Origin of the sequence: Emcibacter nanhaiensis (assembly GCF_006385175.1) — a bacterium.
GTDB classification, from domain to species: Bacteria; Pseudomonadota; Alphaproteobacteria; order Sphingomonadales; family Emcibacteraceae; genus Emcibacter; species Emcibacter nanhaiensis.
This window is the reverse complement of record NZ_VFIY01000004.1, coordinates 228,997-253,334: the sequence shown is the minus strand read 5'-3', so window position 1 is coordinate 253,334 and position 24,338 is coordinate 228,997. Positions and strand designations below refer to the sequence as shown.

Here is a 24,338-nt window from a genome sequence, read left to right as displayed (position 1 = left end):
CTGTTCAGGCGGCGGCGGAGCCGGATCCCATCTTGGTAATGAAGTAGTCCAGGTTTTCCGGATCCACATCATTTTCACAATAGGTCAGTACCCGCTCCAGCATGCGGCTGCGGAACCGTTCCCGATCCTCACCGGCGCTGACGGACATATCTTCGGCCACGTCCAGGGCGGCCTTGGCCAGCGGCAACAGTTCCGGAGACAGGTTAGCCTGGCGGAAGAGAGCCGAGATACCAAGATCACCACGATCATGGATCAGTTTATAGGCATTACTGGTTGGAATATTGCAGAGTTTTGCCAGCGCGGATTCGAAGAAAACCAGATCGCCCATACACAGGGCCCGCATAATCAGTGTCGGCGTCAGGCGGCCATTACTATGCAGCTGATCAACCAGCTGGCGCACATCCATCACATCGACACCCCGGTTCAGCAGGCTGACGGTAGCCCGTTCGCGGGCGCTGAGGAACAGGTCCATGGCCATATCCGGGGTCATTTCATGGTGGGTCACCAGATGATCACGGACTTTCTCGGAAACCAGGCTGACCAGCCGTTCCGCAACCTTGAGCGGCAGCTGACCGCGCTGGGCCAGAGGTGCATTGACCTTTTCGCTTTCGCCAAATTTGTCCAGCACCTTACCCATGGTGCCTTCGGAAAGATCAGCACTCTCGTTGGAGACAAGCGTGGCGACCACATCTTCGTCCTGGCTGGTCTCGACAATGGCGTCGGCGACTTCTGCAGAAAGATTTTCCCGCCGGGCAACAGCCATCTGGCTCTCAGAGCCGCTGTTGGCGATGATATCTTTGAGGTCTTCATCTGTAAGAACTTCGGAAAACTCGAGAATCGGCAGGGAAACTTCAGTGACATCGTTCGCAAGAGACACGGCCACTTCATGGGGAATTTCCGGATTATCCTTCAGGCTGGCTGACAGCGCCTCACGAACGCGAACTTCAGCGTCCTTCACCATGAGTTTGAAGATATCTTCCGCGATTTTCTTTTCTTCCGCGGACAGACTGTCGCCTGAAAAATGCTGACCGACTTTTTTTGCAGCCTCGGCACGGTTTTCGACAGACGGGTCCTTGAGAAGTTTTAATACATCAGACTGACTGAGAGCGTTCGTCATTGAAATCTAAGCCTTTGTTTCCATTGTTTTATTATCCCCGCAGCAGCTCTGTAGTCTTTTCGCTTTCTGCTTTCTGTTCGGGCACAATAATCCCTGTATTTCTGAACAACACGGTGTCATTTTCAACAAAAGTAGTTAAACTCGCGTTAATATGAGCTATAAGTTCAGAAAAATTAAACCAATAAACCGTTTTCAGGGGATGAAAATGAAGAGAACACGTAGAAACATCTATTCAGCGCTGGTTTTGCTTGCGGCCACATTATTTGCCTCATCGGCACACGCACTTTCACTCGATACCGAAAAAATTGACCAAGCCATCAACAACGCTGTCTCCCCCTTTACAGATGCTTTCTCCAGCTTCATTTTTTATCCGATCACCATCGCCGGACAGCAGCTGCCCTGGATTGTGGTCTGGCTCGCTACTGCCGCCATCGGCTTTACCCTGTATTTCTGGTTTATCAATATTCGCGGCTTTGGCCTGGCAATCCGTATCGTCCGGGGCGACTATACGAAAAAATCCGATGCCGGCGAAGTAAGCCACTTCCAGGCCTTGACGGCCGCCCTTTCCGGTACTGTCGGCCTCGGCAATATCGCCGGGGTGGGGATTGCGATCGCCGCCGGCGGTCCCGGCGCCACCTTCTGGATGATCGTCGTCGGCCTGTTCAGCATGACCTCCAAATTCGCCGAATGTACTCTGGGCGTCAAATACCGGGAAATTGACGAGCATGGCGTGGTTTCCGGCGGTCCCATGTATTATCTGCGCAAGGGATTTGCGGAAAAAGGTTTCCCCAAGATCGGTCTGGTTCTGGCCAGCTTTTTCGCCTTCTGCTGTATCCTTGGCGCGTTTGGCGCCGGCAATATCTTCCAGGTCAGCAACTCCCTCTCCATCCTGAAACATGTGACGGGCGGCGAGGAAAGCTTCCTGTACAATAACGGCTGGATCTACGGCGTCTGTGTTTCCATTTTTGTCGGGCTGGTGCTGATCGGCGGAATCAAGTCCATCGCCTCGATCACCTCCAAACTCGTCCCGCTGATGTGCGGGGTCTACATGCTGGCTGCGCTCGGCGTTCTGATCATGGACTTCAGTGCAATTCCGCAAGCTTTCGGTGCCATTATCAAAGGCGCGTTTACCCCGGAAGCCAGTATCGGCGGCGTCATTGCCGTCATGATCCAGGGCATGAGACGCGCGACCTTCTCCAACGAAGCCGGTATCGGTTCCGCCGCCATCGCCCATTCCGCTGTAAAGACAGACGAACCGGTTACCGAAGGACTGGTCGCCCTGCTGGAACCTTTCATCGACACAGTGGTGGTCTGCACCACAACAGCGCTTGTGATCATCATTACCGGCGCATACATGAGCGGAGAGAGCGACGGCATTATCCTGACATCAAACGCTTTCACGACGGTTTACCCCAACTTTGATGTTGCGCTTGCCATCATCGCCTTCCTGTTCGCCATTTCCACAACCATCACCTGGGCCTATTACGGCCAGAAATCCTGGTCTTTCCTGTTCGGCAACGGCAAAAAAGTGGATATGGCCTACAAGCTGCTGTTCTGCAGTGTCGCCATCATCGGCTCCACCATGCAGCTGACGGCGATCACTAATTTCGGCGACGCTGCCCTCTTCTCCATGGCAATTCCCAATATTATCGGTGTGGTTGTCCTCGCCCCTGTTGTAAAACAGGAGATCACTTCCTATCTAGAGCGTATACGAAGCGGAGAAATTGCCCCCGTCACCGCGGAAGAAAGAGCCTGACGGTTTCGGAGTACCACCTGAAGATTTTTTAAAAACTCAAAAGGACCGTGATATGAAATCGCTTTTGAAATTTATGATTGTCCCTGTAATCGGCCTTATGGCCGCCAGTGCAGCCCATGCCGAGGGAGACGCTGACCTCGGACAGAAATTATTCAAGAAAAAATGCTCGGCCTGCCACACCGTCGATAAGGGCGGCAAAAAGAAAGTCGGACCCAACCTCTATGGCGTTGTCGGGCGGGCAGCCGGTACATCCGAAGGCTTTAAATATTCGGACGCCATGGCAGAATCCGGCCTGACCTGGGATGAGGCCACCCTGGATACCTATCTGACCCAGCCGAAAGGCCTTGTTCCCAAAACCCGCATGATTTTCGCAGGCCTGAAAAAAGACGACGACCGGGCAAACCTGATCGCCTATCTTAAAACCCTGTCAGACTGATTATTTTTTTGCTGTAGAATGGGCGCTTTTATTTTGAAAGCGCCCATTTTTTGACATGATGCGAAAAGAGAATACTTGATTGATGGCTCAATGATCCTAACATTGAGTCATATGAGTTTTATTGGAAACAAGTTTAAGGCTGCCTGATATGAAAACTGCCGCTAAAGCCATCTCACGGGACCAGGGACTTCCCCGAAGAGCTATCCTGATCGCTTTTTCCCTGCTTTTAGTCATTGGAGCCGTCTTCTTTTCCCAGACAGTGTTGGCGGAAGAGGAATATCCAAATCAAAGCGCAGAAGAACAAGCCAAGGGTCGCGAGTTTATTGAGGTCACCTCCAAACGCGCCTTCGACGTCCTGAAACAAAAGGACGTGCTTTCCCAGGCCGAGCTGGAAGATCAGATGCGGGTGATCCTGACGGATTCCTTTGCCATTGATTATATTGGCAAGCTGGTGCTCGGCCGCCACAGAAAACAGGCCACCAAAGAGGAACTAAAGACCTATTTCGACCTTTTCCCTGATTTTCTGATCAAGGTCTATGCGTCCCGCCTGACCAAGCTGGATACCACGGAGATCGAAATCGAGCGGGTCATTCCGCACGGCAAAAAAGACATGTTTGTCCGCAGCAAGGTTGATGGCGAGAACAACGAAACCTTTGACGTCGACTGGCGCATCCGCCCCTTCAAAGACAAGGGTTATCAGATTATCGATGTGAAAATCGAAGGCATCAGCATGGCCCGCACCCAGCGCGACGACTTTACCTCGCGGGTGTCTGAAAGCAAAATGGCGGGATTGAACCAGTATATGCAGAATATCATTGACGGCACCGAGGAAGCGGAACCGCTGGAAATCGAAAAAGCCGACAAACCAGAAAATGACGATACAGAAGACAGCTGATTTTCCAGTCAGTCGTCAGACCTTTTGATCACGGCAGGTCAGTTGCAACTGGCCTGCCGTATTGTTTATCGCCGCAATACAGGCCTCTGCCCGCTCAGGCGCCACGGAAATGGCAAAGGTGGTGTGATAGGTCATTTTTCCATCCTCGCCCAGCCGCCGCGTTGAATGCATGCGGACCACATTGGCGTCATAATCGATGAAGGCTTCCGCCAGACGGGCAATGAGGCCGGGCTGGTCCCCGCCCCCCACTTCTATGATGTGGGTAACATCCGAGGAACTGTCCTGGTCCACCGGAAAGCGAAAATCGGTCACCAGGCAATCGGCATGGGCCAGGCACTCCAGTGACTGGAGTTCACTCTGAAGGAACCGGCTGGAAATATCGGCCGGCAGCTCGGCAACGCAGGAAAATTCGCATCCCTTGCCCAGCACCGCAAAGGAGGTGTCCGCCAGATTGACGCCAAGATCGAAAAGACGCCCGGTGACGGCCGCCACCAGTCCAACCTGATCAGGACTGACAATTGAGATAAGAACTGTATGATTTCTGGTATGAGACATGTTGCGCTTTGAACCGATTACCTATATGACAGAGTTTCTATTATTCATAAAAAATAACTGATAAAGTGCTATTCTGCCAGTAAATGATTTCCGGATCATCATTGACGGACAAGCCTTTTTCAATTGCAGCAGGTACAAAATATGTCAGAACAACTTTTACATCTCGTATTCGGCGGGAAAGTGACGGACCCCAGCGGACTGGAGTTCGAAAATACTGAGGAACTGGATATCGTCGGGATTTTTCCCAACTACAAGGAAGCGCGGGATGCCTGGAAGGGCGCCAGCCAGGCCAATGTTGACGACGCCCTTACCAAATATGTTGTTGTACATCTCCACAGACTTCTGGAACCGGAAAGCGACTAAAGGAACAGGCCACCTGGATCAGTTGAAATAACGTTCTATTTCCTGGTCCAGGTTTTCCTTTTTGGTTACATATACTCCCAGCCGCCCCTTCAGAATTTCCCGCGCCTCTTCTTTGTTTTTCGGGCGAATATGCTTCAGCAAAACCCGTGCAATGCGCTGAGTGGTCTCTGTGTCTTGGATAAGTTCCGGGACAATTGATGGCATCAGAAAAAAACCTCCGAATGTAATTTGCTGAGGTATGCTATATACTGCTGCTCTGTGACCATTGTATGACGATCCGGCATCAAATTTCGCAGCCTGGGAAGCAAGGTAGTTTTATGAATAACAACAGAAAAAGCCGCACTCTTTACGCCATTTTGGGATTTCTCTGCAGCAAGCCCCGCTCAGGCTATGACATCAAGAAAGCAATTGAGAAAAGCGTTGGGTTTTTCTGGAGCGAAAGCTATGGCCAGATCTATCCCATGCTCAAGAAACTGGAAGCGGAAGGTCTTGCCGTCAGGGTCAAAGAGGAGGAGCCCTCAAGCCGGCGTCGGCAGCGCTACGCCATCACCGACAAAGGCAAGCAGGTCCTTGCCGACTGGATCAAAGAAGACGCTGACTATGGCGGTTTCCGGAACGAACTCCTGCTCAAGCTGTTCTTTGGCAGCACAGTCGATCCGGCAATCAGTATTCGCCACCTCGAAGATTTCATTAAACATGAGAAGCAGCGACTGGAAATGTTTGAAGGATTTAATTCCACCCTGCCCCGGAACGGCAAGGAAATGACCCCCAACCTGATCTTTCTGGCCGCGACTCTGAATTACGGATTATCCGGCACAAAACATAATATCCAGTGGGCAGAAGACACCATTCAGATGCTAAAGGATATGGACATCACATAAGCTTATGTCCCCTTTGACTTTGTGGCCGTTTCATAATAATGTATCTATTAGATACATTAAGGAGAAATTCAATGTCCATGCCGGAACTTCTTGCTGACCGCCTGTCCCTGCCGGTGATCTGTTCGCCGATGTTTATTATTTCCAATCCAGACCTTGTGATCGAGCAATGCAAGGCTGGGCTTGTCGGCTCCTTTCCGGCCCTGAACGCCCGGCCTGCCGAGGTGCTGGATGAATGGCTGATCCGTATCAAAACCGAGCTTGCCGACTATCAGGCCGCCAATCCGGGTAAAAAAGTCGCCCCGTTTGCGGTCAACCAGATTATCCACGGCTCCAACGACCGGCTTGAACATGACCTCGGCCTCTGTATCAAGCATGAAGTTCCCATCATCATCACCAGCCTGATGGCGCCGAACCAGATCGTCGGCCCGGTCCACGACTATGGGGGTCTGGTATTCCACGACGTCATCAATATCCGCCATGCCCGCAAGGCGGCAGAAGCCGGTGTGGACGGGCTGATTCTGGTTTGTTCAGGCGCCGGCGGCCATGCCGGCAGCCTCAGCCCCTTTGCCCTGGTTCAGGAAGTCAGAGAGTTTTTCGACGGTACGATCCTGCTGGCCGGCTCCATCAGCACCGGACGGTCCGTTCTGGCGGCCCAGGCCATGGGCGCGGACCTGGCTTATATGGGGACCAGGTTCATCGCAACGAAGGAAGCGAACGCGGATCCGGACTACAAACAAATGCTGATCGACCATGCCGCCAGCGATATTGTCTATTCTTCGCTGTTCACCGGGGTGCACGGCAACTACCTCAAGCCCAGTATTTCCCGTGCCGGTCTGGATCCGGAAAACCTTCCGGAAGCCGATAAGTCAAAGATGAATTTCGGCAGCGCCGAGACCAAGGCCTGGCGCGATATCTGGGGCGCCGGCCAGGGCCTCGGCAGTATCAAGGATGCCCCGGCGACGGCGGACCTTGTGGCCCACCTGGTCCAGGAATATACCGACGCGAAGGCCGATCTGCTTACGGTATCAAATTACCCGTAACATAGCTGCCACCAGCGGGTGACGGACAATATCCTTGTCCGCAAGTCTGATCACAGCAACATCTTCCAGCGTGGACAGCCGTTCGGAGATGTCAGCCAGTCCGGACAGGCCGTCCAGCAGGTCGGTCTGGTTGGGATCTCCCGTCATGACCATGGTGGATTGCCAGCCCAGCCGGGTCAGCAGCATTTTGATCTGGCCGTAAGTACAGTTCTGGGCCTCGTCGACGACGACAAAGGCATTGTTGAGTGTGCGGCCTCGCATATAGGCGACCGGTGCAATTTCAATCGTGCCGTCGTGAAGGTATTTTTTCAGGTTTTTGAGACCCATGCGGTCAGCCAGCGCGTCATATAGCGGCCTGAGATAGGGTGCCAGCTTTTCATCTACCGCGCCAGGCAGATAGCCGAGGCTTTCCCCGGCTTCCACAGCCGGACGGCAGAGCAGGATCTTGGACACCTCCCCGGCTTCCAGAGCTTCCACGGCCTTGGCCACGGCAATATAGGTTTTCCCGGTTCCCGCCGGCCCGACGGAAAGAATTACATTGTGTTCCTCAATGGCCTTGATCAACTGGGCCTGGTTGTCGCTCTGGGGTTTGATTTTCCGGACGTACTTTCTGTCTCTCCTTTCCTGTTCGCCGCCAAGGGGGTCCCATCCGCCGTCACGATACAGCGGTCGAATATTCGAACTGTGAATATTCTGGTTTTCGGAAGTGTTGTGCATGCGTCTGGATTTTTTACCCATTGCAGTCTCCAAATTTAAGGTGGACAGAAACTCTACTCTTCAGAACAACAAAAAACGCCTTCCCGGCAGGGAAGGCGTTTGATTTGCATTTTTGGGCAACAGAAAGGGTTTCACTGTCTCGACTGGGATCGTCTATTCCCGCTCGCGGTAGCTTCACTCTGAAACATCCTTTCTCAAAGATTCGTTACAACAAGTGTAATCGTTCAGAGTGAAAATGTAAAATCTTTCTGCGCTGCATCATAAATATTTCATTTATGAGGCCTGCTTTTTAGAAGAGGTAACCGATACCGACACCGACGATCCAGGGATCAATGTCAACGTCAGGTGCTGTCACCGCACCGTTCGCAATGCTGACGTCAGTGCTCAGGAACAGTTTCTTGACATCAATGTTGAAATACCATTGATCCTTGATCTTGTAATCGACACCAGCCTGCAGCGCCCAGCCAAAACCGTCGGAATAATCGATTGTGGTCAGTCCCAAGCCGTCCAGGGTATCTGATGTATTTTCGCTATAGAAGAAGGTATAGTTTACCCCGGCGCCAACATAGGGGCTGAAATCTTCCTGGGGGGCGAAATGATATTGAACCGTCACTGTCGGCGGCAGCAGCCAGACACTGCCGATCGGCACATCACCAAGATCGCTGCCTTTTACCACCGGATTATGCTTGGTGGTCGCAGCAATCAGCTCAAGGGCGATGTTGTCAGTAACGAAATATGTGAAGTCCACTTCGGGAACGACTTTGTCGTCAATATCCACGTCACCGCCGATTGAAGTCGTTCCGCCGGCATCCGGAGAAACCCAGATACCGCGGGCGCGGATCATCCAATCACCTTTTTCCTTTGCCTCGGCGACCCCGCTCATCAGCGTGGCAGCAGCCAGCCCGGCAATGCAACAAGTTGTAAGAAGTTTTGTTTTCATGGTGTTTCCTCTCAGTCATAATTGAGAAATAAATTGGATAAAATTATCCCGTCAACTAACGCTACTATAGGAAAACAGAACTCGTATTAAATTGATTTAGATCAGGTTTTAAAAAGAAAATTCAAATACTTGCGTGGGCCTGACACCACTCGGTCACTTTCCCGGCCTCCATCGGCCGACTGATATAGTAGCCCTGCGCCTGGTCACATTTGAGCTTCGCCAAAAGCTCCAACTCTGCACTGTCCTCGACCCCTTCGGCAATAACCTTGAGGCCGAAACTGTGTCCCATACTGATGATGGCTTCAATCAGGGACTGTGATTCCTTGTCGTCCATCATACCATGAACAAACGCCCTGTCGATTTTTAGTTTATCGACCGGCAGGCGCGGCAGGTAGGACAAGGAGGAGTAGCCTGTTCCAAAATCATCAATGGACAGCTTTATGCCGAGATCGGCCAACCCGCGAAGTGTCCCCATTACTTCCTCGGTTTTGCTCATCACGATACCTTCCGTGATTTCAAGCTCAAGGTACCTGGGCTCCAGGCTGGCTTCCTCGAGGCACTCACGAACAAAATCGACAATGCGGTTGTCGTGGAAATGCAACGGAGAAATATTCACCGATACCGGAAAGGGCGGCAATCCCCTCGATTGCCAGAGCTTCGCCTGGACACAGGCCTCCGGCAACAGCTGCTCGGTCAGCGGGATAATCTGCTTTGACCATTCCGCGAGCGGGATGAATTCACCCGGCGAGACAAACCCTCTTTCCGGGTGGTTCCAGCGCATCAGGGCTTCCACGCCGCAAATCTGGCGGGTCTGCAAATCAATTTGCGGCTGGTAGTGCAGCAAAAACTGGCTGGTTTCCATATTTTCGCGGATGTCGGACAGCAGGGTGTTGCGGTCCACCAATTCCGCCTGCATCTCGGAATCAAAGAGCACAATCTGCCGGCCGCCTTCTTCCTTGGCCTTATGCAGGGCGATTCCGGCATTGCGCACCATATGCTCCGCGCTTCCCTTGTCTTCCGGATAATAGGTGATCCCGATAGACAGCTCGACCGGGATCTGGGCGCCCTCGATATTGATCGCCTTCCTGGTATTGTCCCGGATTTTGCGGGCTTCAGCGACAATATCCTCGACGGATCCATAAATATCGCCGGTAATGGCGAATTCATCCCCGCCAAGCCGGGCCAGAAACTCGTCGGGCCGCATATATGATTTCAGAACCTCGCCCAGCTTGACGATCACATTGTCACCGACACCATGGCCGAAAACGTCATTGATATTCTTGAAATTATCAATATTGACCAGGATAACACCGACGATTTTTTCCGTATTTTTTGACTGCATCAGCTTTTTTTTCAGTTCGCGCCGGAACAGCATCCGGTTCGGCAGACTGGTCAGGGAATCCAGTTGCGCCATTTTCACAAGAGCGTCGGTACTGGCCTGGGCTCGGTGCGTCATATCTGTAAAACTGAGAATCGTTTCCCCATCCGGCAGGAAATCAGCCCGCATATCGAAGACACGGCCATCCGTGAAGTCGATTTGCTCATGAAAACTACCTTCAATCCGTCTTGCCCTCAGATGTTCTATCCGTTTTTCTATTTCCGCATCAATCTGAGAGGGTGACAGACCTTCTCTGTTGAGCAGCCATCTGTTGAGTTGACGCATGTTGACGCCCATCGTCAGCAGGTTGTCCGGGAAGTCATGCAGGTTCTGATAGGCCTTGTTCCAGATGATCAGGTTTAAATTTTTGTCAAACATGGCCAGGCCCGCCCCGATCTGATTGACCAGGTGGTGCAGGCTTTCAATAGATTTGAAATGTGATCCATAGATTTCAGACACTTCATGGACCAGGTCTTTGTTTTTTTGTTGCAGGGCGACCGAGGCAACATACATTCTGTTAAACTGATGACCGGCATAGCCGAGGATCAGGACAAAAATGACGGAAGCGATGGCAAAGGCCATATCCTGCGGTTCGCCACGGCCAATAAAGAAGTAAAGCACGGGAATGCTGCAGGGCACCATAAAGGCCCATACCGCCAAACGATGCGCCACACCGGCAAATACGGTAACGGCAGAAACGCCGGCCAGCAGGGCCATGATCAAAAACGGATCGACACTCGACGGAAAATCCCCGGTAAAAAGAATGGCTGACCCCCAGATAAATCCCCCCAGAGAGGTAGACGTGATGTAGAGGCCTATCAAGGCAGCCTGACGCCGGTCGCTACCATATATTGACGCCAGCACCGACATGGCAATCCGCGGCAGCATACTGATAAAAAGCGCCCCGTACCACAGGTAGGCACGATCATGCGGCACACTATTCCAGACCAGCCAAAGAAACATCAGGCCGAGAAACAGCGACGCGATAACATTTGGAATTGCGACAGAACTGAGTGTCCTGATCTGTTCCGAACGTAATTTTGACGGTGCAACATGCGACATAAACGAACTACCGTCTGTTGCATATTCCATGTCATCGAAGAATTTGCTTGAAGCAGGTTTCATATAATATTGTTCTTCTTCGGTGCGATTTTAACGTTCGTATATAATGCGATAAACGTAAATAAATTAACAAGATGTGCGAAAATATTACCTCAAATCCCGCCTTGGTGCAACGTGCTGTTAATGAACGATTTTTCAGCAACTCTCATTACCGTTTTATTTTTTCTTCCCGTTAGGTAAAATGAGTGCAAAGGAGTGACTACCTATGCTAACACCGGATCAACTCACCCTGACCAATATTCGCAATGAACTGGACAGGATCAGCAATGAAATGATCGCCCTGATCCAGAAATACAACCTCGATGCGAGTTCATCTCTGGAAATCATTGTCGTGGCCAGAACGAAAATATCCGAGCCGCAGGATTATATCCGGTTCCTTGAACTGTCCCTGGAGGGTCGGATCTACGGGGAAGCGGCAGAAATGTTGGAAAAAGCAACCATCACGGATGACGATTACAACACCACTCATTAATCCTTCCGACCGAGATGAACTGAATTCAGCATGGTATAAACGGCGCCAGACTGCAGCGTCACACTTTCATACAGCTCCATGGTTGTTACCTGCTGCCTGAGGGAAAAGCCGACGGCGGACAGCCGGTCCTGGGAGATTTTTTCCGTCTTGAGCCTGGCCAGGGTGACGTGGGGCATATATTTCCTGTTGTCGAGCCCCTCGATACCCCTCCCGCTCAAAACCTCCACCAGATCACGCTGGAGTGTCATCAGGCTTTCATTTTCCAGCACCCGGGCAATGATGACACCCTTATGCCAGCTGTTCCGGACCGAAGTCAGGCCCGAAATTTCCATGTCAAATGAAGTATGCCCCGCAGAGACCTCGGCCATGGCCGCAACAATTTGCTCCACATCGTCTGCGCTTTGCCGGCCCAGGAAAGCCAGCGTCACATGCAGGTTTTCGGGACGCATCCAGCGGACGTTCTCGAAGGCTTTATCCTTCTTCAGGTTGCCGCACACACGGCGCAGGGATTTTACCACATCGTCATCGGGACGAATGGCGATGAACAGGCGCTGGTAGGCCTTCTCATTTTCCTTGTCTGTCATCTTTTGCAGGTCCAGTATTTTTATTTCCCTAATAAAATAGCTTTACCTGCCAGACTTGCAAAGCCCGAGAGTGTGCTGCAAAACCATCAGGGACTGGTGGCTGGTTTCGCCCAGATACTGTCCCGGGGACCAGTCCGTCTCCGGCGTGACACAGATAGCGCCATAAAAGCAAATATTCCGGCCCCCAGGCAGGCCACGATATCCACGCTGACGACGCCGTTTCCGCCATAATGCCATGTGGCACCGAACAGGAAACCGGTCAGGCTGCTCAAGGGAACCAGTGCCGTCAGGACCGCCGCAGCCCACAGCAGCACAATTGACGCCTGTGCTGCACCCAGCACAAAGGAGAGCGCAATCGCCACTATGAACATGGCATAATAGAGCCAGACATACCATTCGCCGGGTGATGACATCAGCAGCGGCGCCCATTTGGCCGCTGCCAGGATCAGAGAAATCCCGCAAACACAGCCGAGGCACACCCCGACAGTCAGACTCCCCATCAGGCGCGTGTTCCTGCATTGCGTTACCGGTCCGCTATTCCGGCGTTCCTTTTTCCGCCGGCTCTCGATCCACAACAGGTTGCCGGTATAAAACAGCAGAGCGCCAGCCATTCCCAGGATGAAATAGCCCCAGCGTACCGGCGTCCCGCCATAGCTGCCGAAATGCAGGGTAAAGAAACTGGTTACCGGCACAATCCAGCCTTCCTGATGCCCCGGCAGCAAATCCGTGTCGACAAGATTGCCGCTGTAGGGATCGACTATGGCAAATCCGCCATTGGCCCGCGGCACGATATTTCGGGGGTCTGTTCCCTCGGCACGGACCACGCCTCTGCCGTTTTCCGCTCCCAGATAATGCAGATGAAACGGCTCGAAGCCCGGCGCCTGTTCCCGAATCCGTTTGACTAACTCGGACGGGGCAAGTGTCGTTGTATCTTCAGGAGAATGAAGCGGCGCAACATTCGCTCCGCGCCAGACATTTTCCAGGGTTCCGCCATAGAGCAACTGATCCTGAACGTCGTAAATCTCGTCATGAAAAGCAAAAATAACCGAGGTAAAGGCCATAACCATATGGAACGGCAGGCTGAACAGTCCGAGTATATTATGGCTGTCGAGCCACATACGCTTCATGTTTTTCCCTACCCGAAGGGCGAAAAGATCCTTGATCAGGCTCGGCACAAGCACAATAACGCCCGAAATCAGGGCAACTGCATAGAGCAGCGCCACGATACCGGTCACCGGCATAACTATCTCGTGATCGAAAGGAAGACCTACCTGTTCATGCAGGATATCGATGAAATTGGCCAACCCTGACTTTTGATACTCGCTGACCCGCAGCTCCCCTGCTTCGGTCAGGGAAGAAACATAGGTGATATGTTTCGCGTGGCGCCCCCTCTCGCCGTCCAGCGGCACCGACCAGCTCAGACGCGCCGGCATCTGCGGGCCTGGTCGAAGATGTATCTCATAATTTCCGCGCGCCTCCGGCCGGGCCGCCAGTGTCATGTCCACTAGTTTCTGCGTCTGCTCCAGCGAAGGCGGATCGGAAAATTCCACCGGGGGAGACGACCACTGATCAAGCTGCTTCTCAAACATGGTAATGGCACCGGCATAAAAGGCGATGAACAGAAAAAGACCGCTGATGATCCCCGTCCAGGTGTGGACATCCTTATACATTTTGACGATATCGGTACGCATGGAACCAGCTCCTACCCCAAAATAAATCGCCCGCCAAACAGCAGACCGTAACAAACAACATTGGCTGCGCCGAGCCCAAGCCAGGCCCGAAGCCCGGTTCTGAACAGAAAACAACTCCCGAGCAAGGCGATCCAGATGGGCGCCGTCATCCACATGGTGAACTGAACCTTGTTTGCGTCGCCCGGCAATCCGCCGACAGTTATCTGGCCGACCAGACCGGTCAATCCGATGGACAACAGGAAGCCCAGAATTACCGCGGCCGACACCTTGCCAAACCAGTTCCCGCTGCTCAGTTTTTCTTCGACAGTCATCTGATTAGTTCCCCTCTTCCCTCTTCAGAAACGCCACAAAAGGCAGCACTGACCAGACCAGCATCATCAAGACAAAAAGACAGAAGATAGCGGTCAGCGGGGACACCGCCTTTCCGAACAGAATGAGCGACAGGACAAGACCACCTGTGCCGGCGGCGATGCTTGATTTTTGTGTTAACTTCCGCTGCAGTAACCGCTGATGCGGGGAACCAAGATACAGAACGACCGCGCCGGTTATTCCGATGATGACGGCGGCCAGAAAAAATATATACATCTTCTCATCCTTCGATACGGGACTAGTGGACGCCATGGCCACTGCAGACTGGAGATCTTGAGTGGCCATGGGTTGTCTTCCGGCTTGGGGCTCACCTAGAAGTCCGCTTTCACCTTGAAGGCAAAGGTGCGCGGTTCACCGATACGCAGGCCGCCATAGGCATCGCCCACGGCCCAGTATTGCTTGTCGAACAGGTTATCTATCGTACCAATCAGAGTAATGGCATTACCGGCCAGCGTTGTACTGTAACTCGCCCCGCTATAGATCACGGTATAGGCCGGCAGTTCCCAGACATTGGCAGCATCCAGTTTTGTCTTGCCATGATATTTGCCCCCCAGGTTGAGGGTCAGACCGGGTAGGGCATCAACCACATAGTTGAGCTGCAAACTGACCTGCTGCTTGGGTGCCCCGGCCACATCGTTGCCTTCGATCGCACTATTGGTCTTGTCATACTCGGTATCCAGCAGCATCACATCGCCATAAAGCGACAAATTTTCGGTAACCTCCGCGGCACCACTGAATTCAAGCCCTTGGTAGAGGGTATTACCATCCTGGACCAGGTAATTGTCTGCAGTTACGATCTCGGCCCCGCGTTCAATCCGGAACAGTGCAAGAGTAACGGACCAGCCATCCCCTGCTGTTTTCATACCGAGCTCATACTGTTTGCTCTTCAGCGGCGGCAGAAGCTCGTTTGCATTTGCATAGCTTTCGCCGACTGCAGAGGTGGAACCTTCGAAGGATTCGACAAAGCTCACATAATAGATTGTTTTCGAGTTAGGCTTGAACATCAGCGCGGCTGTGGGACTTACCGCAGTATCTTTATAGTCATCATGAAAGGCGGAGAAATAATCGCTGGGCGTATGCTCAATTTCGTTAGCCCTCAGACCGAACAGCACTTCCCACTTCTCTGAAAACTCGATCGCATCGCTGACAAACGCCGACCTTTGCGTGTCAGTCCAAGCCATGGACAGGTCTTCTTCCAGGGTCGAACTATAAGCCGGCAGGTCTACCGGGTTAAACAGATTATCGACACCGTATCCCCAGGTAACTCTCCGATTAGGGTCATTTCGATAAGTGGTGGCCTTCTGGTAGGATGCCCCCAGCACCACATTATGTGTCAAGCCACCGGTTTCAAATTCACCGTTCACAATAGCCTGGACCTGACTGTAATTGACGTCGAAATACTGGTCATACAAAGCCAGTGAGACGTCACCCGCACCATTCAGCAGATACGCCAGGGTTTTCACCCAGCGGGTGTCATTCTCGGAATAGTCATATTCCAGGCGGGCGTTCCAGTTGTCATTGATGTCCCAGTTCAGGCTGGTGATAGCGACCAGATTCTTGTAACTGTCGAAAGTCCCGTCAACGCCGATACTACGGTTGCCGTCTACGGTATCCGGCAGCGGTTCGCTGCTGTCCATGGAGTTATTCATCACCGTCCATGAATTCTCTGTCAGACGATCGCTGTACATCAGGTCCACCGTCCAGTAAAGCGACTCTGTCAGATGGGCATCAAACGCCAGCGCCGCTGTCTCACGGTCAATTTTCCCCTCGTCCAGGTAGGTATTGCCGTTCTCCTTCACCAGATTGACCCGAAAGCCATACTGCTCATGATCACCCAGTCTGGTGCCCGCATCCAGATGACCGCTGAGCACACTGTCGCTGCGAATGCCGAAATCAACGCTCAGCAGATCGGCAACCGGCTTTTTGGTCACATAGTTCACTGTACCGCCGGGCGCCGCCATACCGTACATAAAGCCGGTCGCCCCCTTCAGAAGCGTGACCTGTTCAAAGGCTTCATAGGGCAATTCGCCGCTGAAGTTGTTGATGGACATGCCGTTGATTTTGAAACTGTTGGTGTAGTCCAGCGGCAAACCCCGCACGCGAACAGTTGCCCCAAAGGTGCTGTAGGCGCTGCCGTCGATGGAGACAGAGGCTTCACGGCTGAACAGGCTGTCCAGCGTATTCACCTGGCGGATTTCCATATCCTCCAACGAAATCAAATCCACCGAAAAAGGGGTCTCCAGTACCGGGCGTTTCCCCAGGGCCCCGCCGTTGTTTTCAGTTTCGAGCTCGGTCAGCTTGTGCGCCACTACGTTAATGGTTTCGATGGCACGATCATCATCGTCCTGATAGCTTGTTTCAGCTGCTGAGGCAGAATGACTGCCGACAGTTAATGCGGCTACGGCACAGGACGCCGCAAGATAGCGTTTAAACATAAATATAGTTCCTTCCTCTGGAGTCGATTCTGCGGAACTATATTAATAATGATTATCAGAAGCAATATTAATAATAAATATTTTCCAGATCGGTTTCTTCATATATTATCTCTATTTTATATGCATATACAATACGTTACCAATTCCTTCCAGGAATTTCGCTGTGGACCCTCTGCCCGGTCAAAGCAGCCGAGACAGTCGCAACCGTGCGAAAATCAACATTGGCCCGCCGCCCCTCCGCATCAATGACATGGGCATGGTGAAAGCCTGCTCCGGCAGGTTGCCACAGCAGGCGCCGGCTGTCCCGGCCGCGGGCAACAATCTCTCCGTTGATCACCCAGGTCAGCGGATAGGTGCCGCCCTTGACCTCCAGTTCGAGGCCCTGCCCCCCCGGCGGCAGAAGCAAAACAGCTTCGTGGTAAGGATAGGTGAAACTGATGGGCGGTGTTTCCCTGGACCATTTCATCCTCTGTCCGGCCAGGGTCAGTCGCTGCAGGCCCGGCGGCAGGTCTTTGTTGGCGGTATGGATTTCCGCCACCGGATCACCGTGGGCCGGCTGGTTGTCATCAAAAAAGTCAAACAATTCAAACAACAGCGGCGCCGCCGCATTGGAGCCGTAAAAGCCGGGATTGGGCTGGCCGTCCGGCCGGCCGATCCAGACGCCTATGGTATGATCGCGGGTATAGCCGATCGCCCAGGCATCGCGGAAGCCATAGGACGTTCCGGTCTTGAAGGCGATGTTGCGGCGCTTGGCCAAAAAGCTCTCCGGCAACAGATGCGCCGGCGGCGAGACGTGGCGCAGGATCTGCGCCAGCCGTTCCCGGCTCCGCTGCCCCAGGATCGGGTCCGCCAGCACCGGCGCTTCCGCCCTACCCGCCTCATACCCCAACGGGCGAACCAGGCCGTCATCGGCAATGGCGGCATAAAGCCTGACCAGGTCTTCGAGACTTGTGCCGACCCCGCCCAGGGCCACGGCCAGGCCCGGTCTTTCTTCCACTCCGGGAAGCTTCATGGTGATGTCATGGCGGCGCAAGCGCTCGATAAAAGAAACCGGCCCGACCCGGTCCAGCGCCAGCACCGCCGGCACATTGAGCGACCGCTGCAGGGACTCCCTGATGGTCACATCCCCGTAATGGCGATCCATGAAATTGGACGGGGCGTAGCTGTTGCCGAAAACCGTCGGCGCATCATGGATCAGGGTCTCCGGATGAGCAATGCCCCGGTCGAAGGCCATGCCATAGATGAATGGCTTCAGGGTGGAGCCCGGCGAGCGAATGGCCTGCACCATATCCACATAGCCATCGCTTTTGTCATCGGTCAGGTCTGCGGACCCGGCATAGGCCAGGACTTGCCGGCTTCGATTGTCGACGATCAGCACCGCCGCCGTCATGCCGTCATTTAAAGTCCTTTTATAAGCGCGCAGGCTTTGCTCCAGATGTTTCTGCAGGCCCCGGTCAAGGAAGCTTTGCACCTGAGCGTCAGCACTTTCATTTTTCAACCGCCGGGTCAGGTGCGGCGCCATGAACGGCAAAGGCGCATTCTCCACCAGCATCTTGTCGGCCAGGGCAATCCGGATCAGGTCCGGATCAAACTCCCCGGTCTCGCGCACCCGATCCAGAACTTTGTTGCGGGCCTGGCGGGCGCGGTCCGGGTGGCGGTCCGGCCGCACCGCCGCCGGGGACTGGGGCAAGGCCACCAGCAGGGCCGCTTCGGACAGGGTCAGCCTGGTTGGCGGCCGGTCAAAATAGGCCAGACTCGCGGCCCTTACCCCTTCCCTGTTACCGCCGTAAGGGGCGACGGTCAGGTAGATGGACAGGATTTCCTCTTTACTGAAGCGGCGTTCCAGCTGCCAGGCGCGGAACATCTCCTTCAGTTTGGCCGCTAGCGTGCGTGGCCGCGGCTCCAGCAGCCGCGCCACCTGCATGGTCAGGGTCGATCCGCCGGAGACAATGCGGCCGTTGGATGCCGCCTGCCACAAAGCCCTGCCGAAGGCCAGGAAATCCACACCGGAATGCTCATAAAACCTTTTGTCCTCATAGGCGATAAGCATGCGGAGATAAGTGGGGTCGACGTCGCGGGCCTTGACCGGAAGGCGGACATAGCCGTCCTCGGACAAAAATATCCTGATCGTTTCCCCTTTTTTATCAATAATTTCTGTTGATAAGTTGATGTAACGGCTTAGGTCCGGATCATAGAGCCGGTCCAGGATAAACAGGCTCAGGACCAGCCCGAGGCTGATCCCGATCCCATAGAGGGTGATATGCCGCAGTCGCGGGTTCATCTATTCCCCTCTCCGGCGGATCACCAGCTTGCCCATCTCGCCCCGGGCGAAGAACTGCGGTTTATACATATCCTCCACATAGGGAGCCGGCACGGTGTAGCTGCCGGGGGTCACGGCCCGCACCACATAGCTGGCCACGAAGCGGTCCCGCCTGAAATAGCCACCACCGTCGAAGGCGGCAACATAACGGTCGTCCCGGTCGTCTTCGAACTCGAAGTTATCGGAATAGCGGCCGCCTTCGACCACGTCTTTGAGCTCGACGCCTTCCGCGCCACCCAATGCCTGGGTCTCGATCTCAAACCCGGCGGGCAGCAAGTCCACAATCAGGCCTTCATAGGTCCGGCTGCCGTCGAGACGGACGTCGATTACCACCGTCAGCAGATCATTCTGCCGGACATTTTCCAGGTCCGCCGGGCGGCCGTCGGAAGTGAAGAACTGCCGCCGGATCTCCATGCCGTTCGCCTCCGCCGGCAGCGGCGTCCTGTGCACGCCCCGGGTCGACTGGATCAGGCGCAGCGGCGTCTCTTCCTCATTCTTGAGGGTGACACCCCGCTCGAGGTGCTTCGGCAGCAGTTGCAGGCGCAGCGGTTCGGAGCGCTCATCAAACGACTGGCTGTTGAGGGTAACGGTAAAGCCTTCGCCCAGTTTACCCCGGGTCAGGTGATAAGTGGCGACCACCAGCCAGGCTTTTTCCTGGGTGCTGAAATAGCGGCGATTGCTGAACTGGTTTTCCAGCATATCCACCAGCTTCAGTTTAAGCTCCTGGCCCGGCATATTCTCCAGCATCAGCACCAGCAGGGCGGCATTGTCGCGAATGTCGGAGCCATAGTCCTTGTAGTATTTTTCCCGGTCCCGCCGTCGCCCGATCGCCTCGATAAAGAGCTTTTCCGCCTTGTCCCGCTCGCCAACGATAGCCAGGGCAGCGGCCAGATGGCCAAGGCCGAGCCGGGTCGGCATCTTGTCCGCATAATGATCGGCTGCATAGCGGACTTCACTGGCCGTGACCTTGCCGATGCGGGCCAGCACATAGAGGGCATAAGCCTTCATATGGGTTTCATCATCATCGACCCGGTCGCCAGCGAAATCCTTCAGCCATTCCATGGCATGCTCATAGGCGGCGTCGGGCACATGCAGGCCCTGCTCCCTGGCCCGGGACAGATATTCAAAGATATAGGCGGTGAGCCAGGGATGCGGATCACCCCAGGCGTTCCAGACCCCGAAGGCGCCGTCTTCGGTCTGCATATCGATCAGGCGCTGGATCGAGACATCCAGATTGCGGCGCAATTTCTGCGGATTATAGGCCTTGTGCCAGGTCTCTGCCAGGTTGCCATAATAGAGCAGAGGCAGCGCCTTGGAAGTGGTCTGTTCGCCACAGCCATAGGGATACATATAGAGGCTGTCCAGCAGCGCCGGCACGTCAAAGTCCGGCCGGTCGGTGACCGTCAGCATCAGCGACGCGGTCGCATCGTAATAAGGTGACAGGATGTCGTCCCTGACGGTATAGGTCTGGCCGGGCCCGATCAGGCCGATCGTGCGCTCGCTGGTATAGGGCTGTGATGCGCGACTTTCGATCTGCCAGCTCCGCTTGATCGGCCTGAAGCCGTCCCCTTCCACTGTCAGCGTGATGGTGCTGATCCCGGCATCGGGTGCCGTGAGGAGAACGGTTTCCTCATGGCGTTCCCGGTCGGCGAGCTTCATCTCTCCGCCGGTAAAGCCCTGTGCCGTCACCACGCCGTCAACGGACATGCTCACCTTGAGGGTCTTGTCCGACCCGGACAGGTTATGGACGCTGAGGCTGGTTTCCGTCATGTCGCCGGGGGCGAGGAAGCGCGGCAGGATCATGGAGGCCACCACCGGATCGCGGACCACCAGCTGCTCCTCGCCGGAACCGATTACTTCTTCGCCGTAGGCCACAGCCATCAGCCGCAACCGGCCGGCAAAATCCGGCAGGTCGAGGGTCACTTCGCCTTCTCCCTCCTTATTCAGACTTACTTCCCGGGTGTAGAGCGCCACCGTACGGCTGGTCTTGGTCTGCACGCCGGCCTCATTGTCGGAGCGTTTTCTGGCGGTAACGACGACCTGTTCTAAGAATGGTTCTGGGGCCAACTCTACACCACCGCCAGTGCGCAGCTTGCCCTCGACTCCGTCCACGGCCTTGATCAGGCGGCCGTAAAGGTCATGAATGCTGAGGCCGAGGCTGCGCTTGCCGAGGAAGTAATTCTCCGGCTGCGGGCTGTTGAATTTGGTCAACTGCAGAATCCCTTCATCGACGGCGGCAATGGTCAGCAACACTTTCTTGCCGCTGACATCGGCACCGGACAATTTGACCGGCAGGGTGATCTTTTGGCGCGGCTGGGCATATTCCGGGACCTCCAGCTCCACGTTGGCCTGGCGTTTTTCCCGGTTGATGGAAAACCATTTCAGACCCATGGTCCGGAACGGCAGCAGGGTCACCTCGCCGCCATCCGGGCGGTAGGCGGTGACCATCAGATAAGCGCCCGGTCCCCAGGCCTTGTCCACCTTGAGGCTGACCTCACGCCCTTCCTCGGGTAGCTCCACTTCCATAGTTTTGAGCAGCTTGTGGCTGACCACATTGATCATGGCTCGTCCGGCGAACGGCGCCCGGATGAAGGCAGTGAGCTTGTCGCCATCGGCCACATCGTCCTCTTTCAGGGCGATTTCCATCTGGTCCGGCTCGTCCGGCTGGCCGGAGCCGCGCCACCAGCCCACATAGAACGGCAGACTGGCTTCGGAACTGCCGTCCGTATCGGCCACCTCGATCCGGTAGCGCCCGTCCTGAAGCTCCTGTTCCAGCTTGATCCGTCCGTCTTCACCGGTCAGCAGGTCACCGCTGGCAACGATCTCCTCGGTGATGCTGCGGCGACTGCGCCAGTAGCCGGACGACATATACCAGCTATAATAATAGTCTTCCCGGATAATCCGATAGTTGACCTTGCGGCCGGCCACCGGCTCTCCGTCCCGGGACACCGCGACAATTTCATAAGCCGCCTTGTCCCCGGTGGACAGGGTTCCCGTGATCAGGGACTTAAGCCCCACTTGCACCTCGCGGCCCTGGACCGGCAGGACATATCCCGCGGTGACCGCCCGGCCGCCCACGTCCTGTACCTCCGCCCCGAAAACCACCTGCAGCGGCAGGCTGGTTTCCGGCAGCTTGTCCAGCGTCAGCGAGACTTTTACTTTACCGTCCTCATCGGTGTTTCCTTCGACGGGCGGAAGTTCCTTCCGGTGAAAGCCATCATCATGGCGGCCGAATTTATAGGCCGCGAACTTCTCAAACGGCCTGTTGTTCGGAACAATCATCGGTTCCGTTGTGGTCATCAGGTCCGCTGCCGGGGCGCCGTACAGGAAATCCGCCTGCAGGTCAAGGGACACTGCTTTGCCGACTTCCAGCATATCATCATCGGAGGTCATCCTCGCCCGGATCCGCTGCGGCACGAAATCCTCAACCTGGAAGGTTGCTTCGCCAAGACTGTCCAGCTGGTCGGTCAGATAGACCGTAACCCGGTATTCCCCGGTGCGGGCGATGGCGGACAGGGGAATATCCAGCGCATACCCGCCAAGCTCGTCCCCGGTCAGGGTCGTGGCCAGAAGCTGGGTATCATCCGGGGTCCAGACCTCGAACGTCAGCGGGCTGTTGCCCACCGCCTTGGCATCCAGGTCCCTGAGCAGGGCCGACAGTTTCACGCTCTCCCCGGGCCGGTACACCCCGCGGTCAGTATAAAGATAGGCGTCATAATGGTCGGGCATGTCCCGTCCTTCGACGCCGCGCTCGCTGAGGTCGAGGGCGGAGGTGAGGCGCAGGAAGTTGAAATCCTCATCCCCGCGCCCGGCGGTGATCATCACCGGCCGGTCGCCGCCCTGCCCCAGTGCCGCTTCCCGCGGAAAACGGGCATAGCCCTTGCTGTTGGTTTTGGCCGTGGCCAGGATCCGGTTGTTGCGCGCCAGCAGGTTCACTGTCACTTTGGACTGGGGCTTTGCCGTCTCCAGCGAGCGGATAAAAACATGCAGGCCGTCCGCGCCCTTGAAACCGGTCAGGCCCAGGTCGGAGACCAGCAACCACTGGGTCGCCTCCGGCTGGCTGCGGTAGCCTGTGCTCTTTCGTTTGGCGGTGAGGATATAGACGCCCTTGGCCTCCCGCTCGAGGATGTCGTTGAGCGGGATCAGGGTTTTGACTTCCCGGTTTTTGACATTGTCGATGTCCACTGTCCCCTGCCACACTTTGCGGCCGGTATCGTCCCTGATCTCATTGGTCAGGTAGTAATTCAGATCCTGGGTGAAGCCGCGCTCCAACCCGTTCACCAGGTTGCGGTCGTGGATCATGTAGAGTTCCAGAGACAGGCTGTCCATATTGACGGTAGTCACCGGCACCAGGTTATTATGACTGTTGCCCAGCACATAACTTGCGGTTTCAAAGGTCACCCGTTGGGCCCGGTCCGGCACCCGGATGCTGCGTTTGCTTTCCTCTTCCAGCTTCAGGCCATTGGCCGCCGGGACTCCGCTTTTCACCAGCAGCGTGTAAGACTGACCGTGGGACAGGCCGCGCAGGCAGATCTGGTTCTTGCTGACGCTGATATCCAGGTCCGTCTCCCCCTCCAGGCTGACGTAATCTTCGGGATGAAGTTCTTTTTGCAAATCCTGGGAAAAATTGATACAGGCCCGCGGCACGTCCTGTTCCGCATCTACATTGACATCGCGGATCAGCAGGAAAAACCGTTCCCTGAGGCGCTGATAATTGGATGTGTATCTGGTGCCTTTCGACGCCTTCACCGCCAGGTGATAAAGATTGAGGGCATCCTGATTTTCGTCCCGGGCCAGGTAAATTTCCGCCATATTCTGCAGCGCGTCGGATTTGTGATTGTCAGACAGCGCCCGCTGGTACTGGCCGAAGGCGGCCCCCAAAGCCTCGTCCAGGCGGCCCTGGCCGCGGTATTTTCGCGCCAGGCGCTCCCAGATGTAGACATTCTTTGAATTTACCGCCAGCGAGATTTCTTCGCCATACTGGCTGTTAATATCCTGCAGGCTGGTAGGCACATACATGTCCTTGACCGCCTCCGCCAGGCTTTGCCGGGCCCGCTCCTCGGTGAGCTTCTTATGCGCCTTCATGGCGTCACGGATGGCGAGGATCTGCTGGGCCCGGTCAAGAATCACCTCCATCTGCGCCGAATGATCCGGCACCTGGTAATTTTCATCGATATAGGGCCTCTCCCCGCCTAGGGACTGGGCGAAAGCCGCGACGGGAAACAGGATAAGGAGTAAAGCGAATAACCGGACAACAGCCATGAAAG

Annotated in this window: 20 protein-coding genes; 7 read left to right on the top strand and 13 right to left on the bottom strand. The window is 55.0% G+C overall.

Annotated elements, in window-relative coordinates:
- Positions 1–4: 4 nt before the first annotated feature.
- Entirely contained in the window at positions 5–1,117 is a 1,113-nt protein-coding gene (gene spbR, locus FIV46_RS01615; protein WP_139938053.1) for a SpbR family protein, read from the bottom strand.
- A 205-nt stretch (positions 1,118–1,322) separates the two neighbouring features.
- Here spbR and FIV46_RS01610 point away from each other — a divergent pair, with 205 nt between their 5' ends.
- The 3 genes from FIV46_RS01610 to FIV46_RS01600 all read left to right on the top strand — a co-directional run bounded on the left by FIV46_RS01610 (position 1,323) and on the right by FIV46_RS01600 (position 4,204).
- Positions 1,323–2,873, top strand: a complete 1,551-nt coding sequence (locus tag FIV46_RS01610; protein ID WP_139938052.1) for an alanine/glycine:cation symporter family protein — start codon at positions 1,323–1,325, stop codon at positions 2,871–2,873.
- Between the two features lie 52 nt (positions 2,874–2,925).
- The gene (locus FIV46_RS01605) at positions 2,926–3,309 is read left to right on the top strand and encodes a c-type cytochrome (RefSeq protein ID WP_139938051.1); all 384 of its coding nucleotides are present in this window, start codon (positions 2,926–2,928) and stop codon (positions 3,307–3,309) included.
- Positions 3,310–3,457: 148 nt separating this feature from the next.
- Complete coding sequence (locus FIV46_RS01600; RefSeq protein ID WP_139938050.1) at positions 3,458–4,204, top strand: MlaC/ttg2D family ABC transporter substrate-binding protein; 747 nt, start codon at positions 3,458–3,460, stop codon at positions 4,202–4,204.
- 15 nt (positions 4,205–4,219) lie between these two features.
- Here FIV46_RS01600 and FIV46_RS01595 read toward each other — a convergent pair whose 3' ends face one another.
- Positions 4,220–4,759: a glycine cleavage system transcriptional repressor gene (locus tag FIV46_RS01595; protein ID WP_139938049.1), complete on the bottom strand. Its 540-nt coding sequence runs from the start codon at positions 4,757–4,759 to the stop codon at positions 4,220–4,222.
- Positions 4,760–4,900: 141 nt separating this feature from the next.
- Here FIV46_RS01595 and FIV46_RS01590 point away from each other — a divergent pair, with 141 nt between their 5' ends.
- Positions 4,901–5,122, top strand: coding sequence for a DUF4170 domain-containing protein (locus FIV46_RS01590; protein ID WP_139938048.1), 222 nt, complete (start codon positions 4,901–4,903; stop codon positions 5,120–5,122).
- An 18-nt stretch (positions 5,123–5,140) separates the two neighbouring features.
- Here the strand turns inward: FIV46_RS01590 and FIV46_RS01585 are convergent, their stop codons facing one another.
- Positions 5,141–5,326: a hypothetical protein gene (locus tag FIV46_RS01585; RefSeq protein ID WP_139938047.1), complete on the bottom strand. Its 186-nt coding sequence runs from the start codon at positions 5,324–5,326 to the stop codon at positions 5,141–5,143.
- Between the two features lie 113 nt (positions 5,327–5,439).
- Here FIV46_RS01585 and FIV46_RS01580 point away from each other — a divergent pair, with 113 nt between their 5' ends.
- Together FIV46_RS01580 and FIV46_RS01575 are read left to right on the top strand one after the other, a co-directional pair.
- Positions 5,440–6,003, top strand: coding sequence for a PadR family transcriptional regulator (locus FIV46_RS01580; protein WP_181163008.1), 564 nt, complete (start codon positions 5,440–5,442; stop codon positions 6,001–6,003).
- 71 nt (positions 6,004–6,074) lie between these two features.
- Entirely contained in the window at positions 6,075–7,043 is a 969-nt protein-coding gene (locus tag FIV46_RS01575; protein WP_139938045.1) for an NAD(P)H-dependent flavin oxidoreductase, read from the top strand.
- Here FIV46_RS01575 and FIV46_RS01570 read toward each other — a convergent pair.
- The 3 genes from FIV46_RS01570 to FIV46_RS01560 all read right to left on the bottom strand — a co-directional run bounded on the left by FIV46_RS01570 (position 7,029) and on the right by FIV46_RS01560 (position 11,140).
- A complete protein-coding gene (locus FIV46_RS01570) occupies positions 7,029–7,781 on the bottom strand; it encodes a PhoH family protein (RefSeq protein WP_139938044.1) in 753 nt (250 codons plus the stop codon). The two genes, FIV46_RS01575 and FIV46_RS01570, sit on opposite strands and share 15 nt — an antisense overlap.
- Positions 7,782–8,049: 268 nt before the next feature.
- Positions 8,050–8,700 (bottom strand): OmpW/AlkL family protein, encoded by a 651-nt coding sequence (locus FIV46_RS01565; protein ID WP_139938043.1) that lies wholly within the window; start codon positions 8,698–8,700, stop codon positions 8,050–8,052.
- Positions 8,701–8,821: 121 nt separating this feature from the next.
- Positions 8,822–11,140, bottom strand: a complete 2,319-nt coding sequence (locus FIV46_RS01560; RefSeq protein ID WP_181163007.1) for an EAL domain-containing protein — start codon at positions 11,138–11,140, stop codon at positions 8,822–8,824.
- Positions 11,141–11,405: 265 nt separating this feature from the next.
- Here FIV46_RS01560 and FIV46_RS01555 point away from each other — a divergent pair, with 265 nt between their 5' ends.
- The gene (locus FIV46_RS01555) at positions 11,406–11,672 is read left to right on the top strand and encodes a hypothetical protein (protein ID WP_139938041.1); all 267 of its coding nucleotides are present in this window, start codon (positions 11,406–11,408) and stop codon (positions 11,670–11,672) included.
- Here the strand turns inward: FIV46_RS01555 and thpR are convergent.
- The 7 genes from thpR to FIV46_RS01520 all read right to left on the bottom strand — a co-directional run bounded on the left by thpR (position 11,669) and on the right by FIV46_RS01520 (position 24,333).
- Entirely contained in the window at positions 11,669–12,256 is a 588-nt protein-coding gene (thpR, locus tag FIV46_RS01550; protein ID WP_139938040.1) for an RNA 2',3'-cyclic phosphodiesterase, read from the bottom strand. The genes FIV46_RS01555 and thpR overlap by 4 nt on opposite strands.
- Positions 12,257–12,342: 86 nt before the next feature.
- Positions 12,343–13,947 carry a PepSY-associated TM helix domain-containing protein gene (locus FIV46_RS01545; protein WP_139938039.1) on the bottom strand — a complete coding sequence of 535 codons (1,605 nt, stop codon included), beginning with the start codon at positions 13,945–13,947 and terminating at the stop codon, positions 12,343–12,345.
- 11 nt (positions 13,948–13,958) lie between these two features.
- The gene (locus FIV46_RS01540) at positions 13,959–14,258 is read right to left on the bottom strand and encodes a hypothetical protein (RefSeq protein WP_139938038.1); all 300 of its coding nucleotides are present in this window, start codon (positions 14,256–14,258) and stop codon (positions 13,959–13,961) included.
- Between the two features lie 4 nt (positions 14,259–14,262).
- Complete coding sequence (locus FIV46_RS01535; RefSeq protein ID WP_139938037.1) at positions 14,263–14,601, bottom strand: hypothetical protein; 339 nt, start codon at positions 14,599–14,601, stop codon at positions 14,263–14,265.
- 26 nt (positions 14,602–14,627) lie between these two features.
- Positions 14,628–16,751 carry a TonB-dependent siderophore receptor gene (locus tag FIV46_RS01530; RefSeq protein ID WP_139938036.1) on the bottom strand — a complete coding sequence of 708 codons (2,124 nt, stop codon included), beginning with the start codon at positions 16,749–16,751 and terminating at the stop codon, positions 14,628–14,630.
- 136 nt (positions 16,752–16,887) lie between these two features.
- Positions 16,888–19,032 (bottom strand): penicillin-binding protein 1C, encoded by a 2,145-nt coding sequence (pbpC, locus tag FIV46_RS01525; RefSeq protein WP_139938035.1) that lies wholly within the window; start codon positions 19,030–19,032, stop codon positions 16,888–16,890.
- Complete coding sequence (locus tag FIV46_RS01520; protein ID WP_181163006.1) at positions 19,033–24,333, bottom strand: MG2 domain-containing protein; 5,301 nt, start codon at positions 24,331–24,333, stop codon at positions 19,033–19,035. It lies immediately after the preceding gene.
- Between the last annotated feature and the right edge of the window lie 5 nt (positions 24,334–24,338).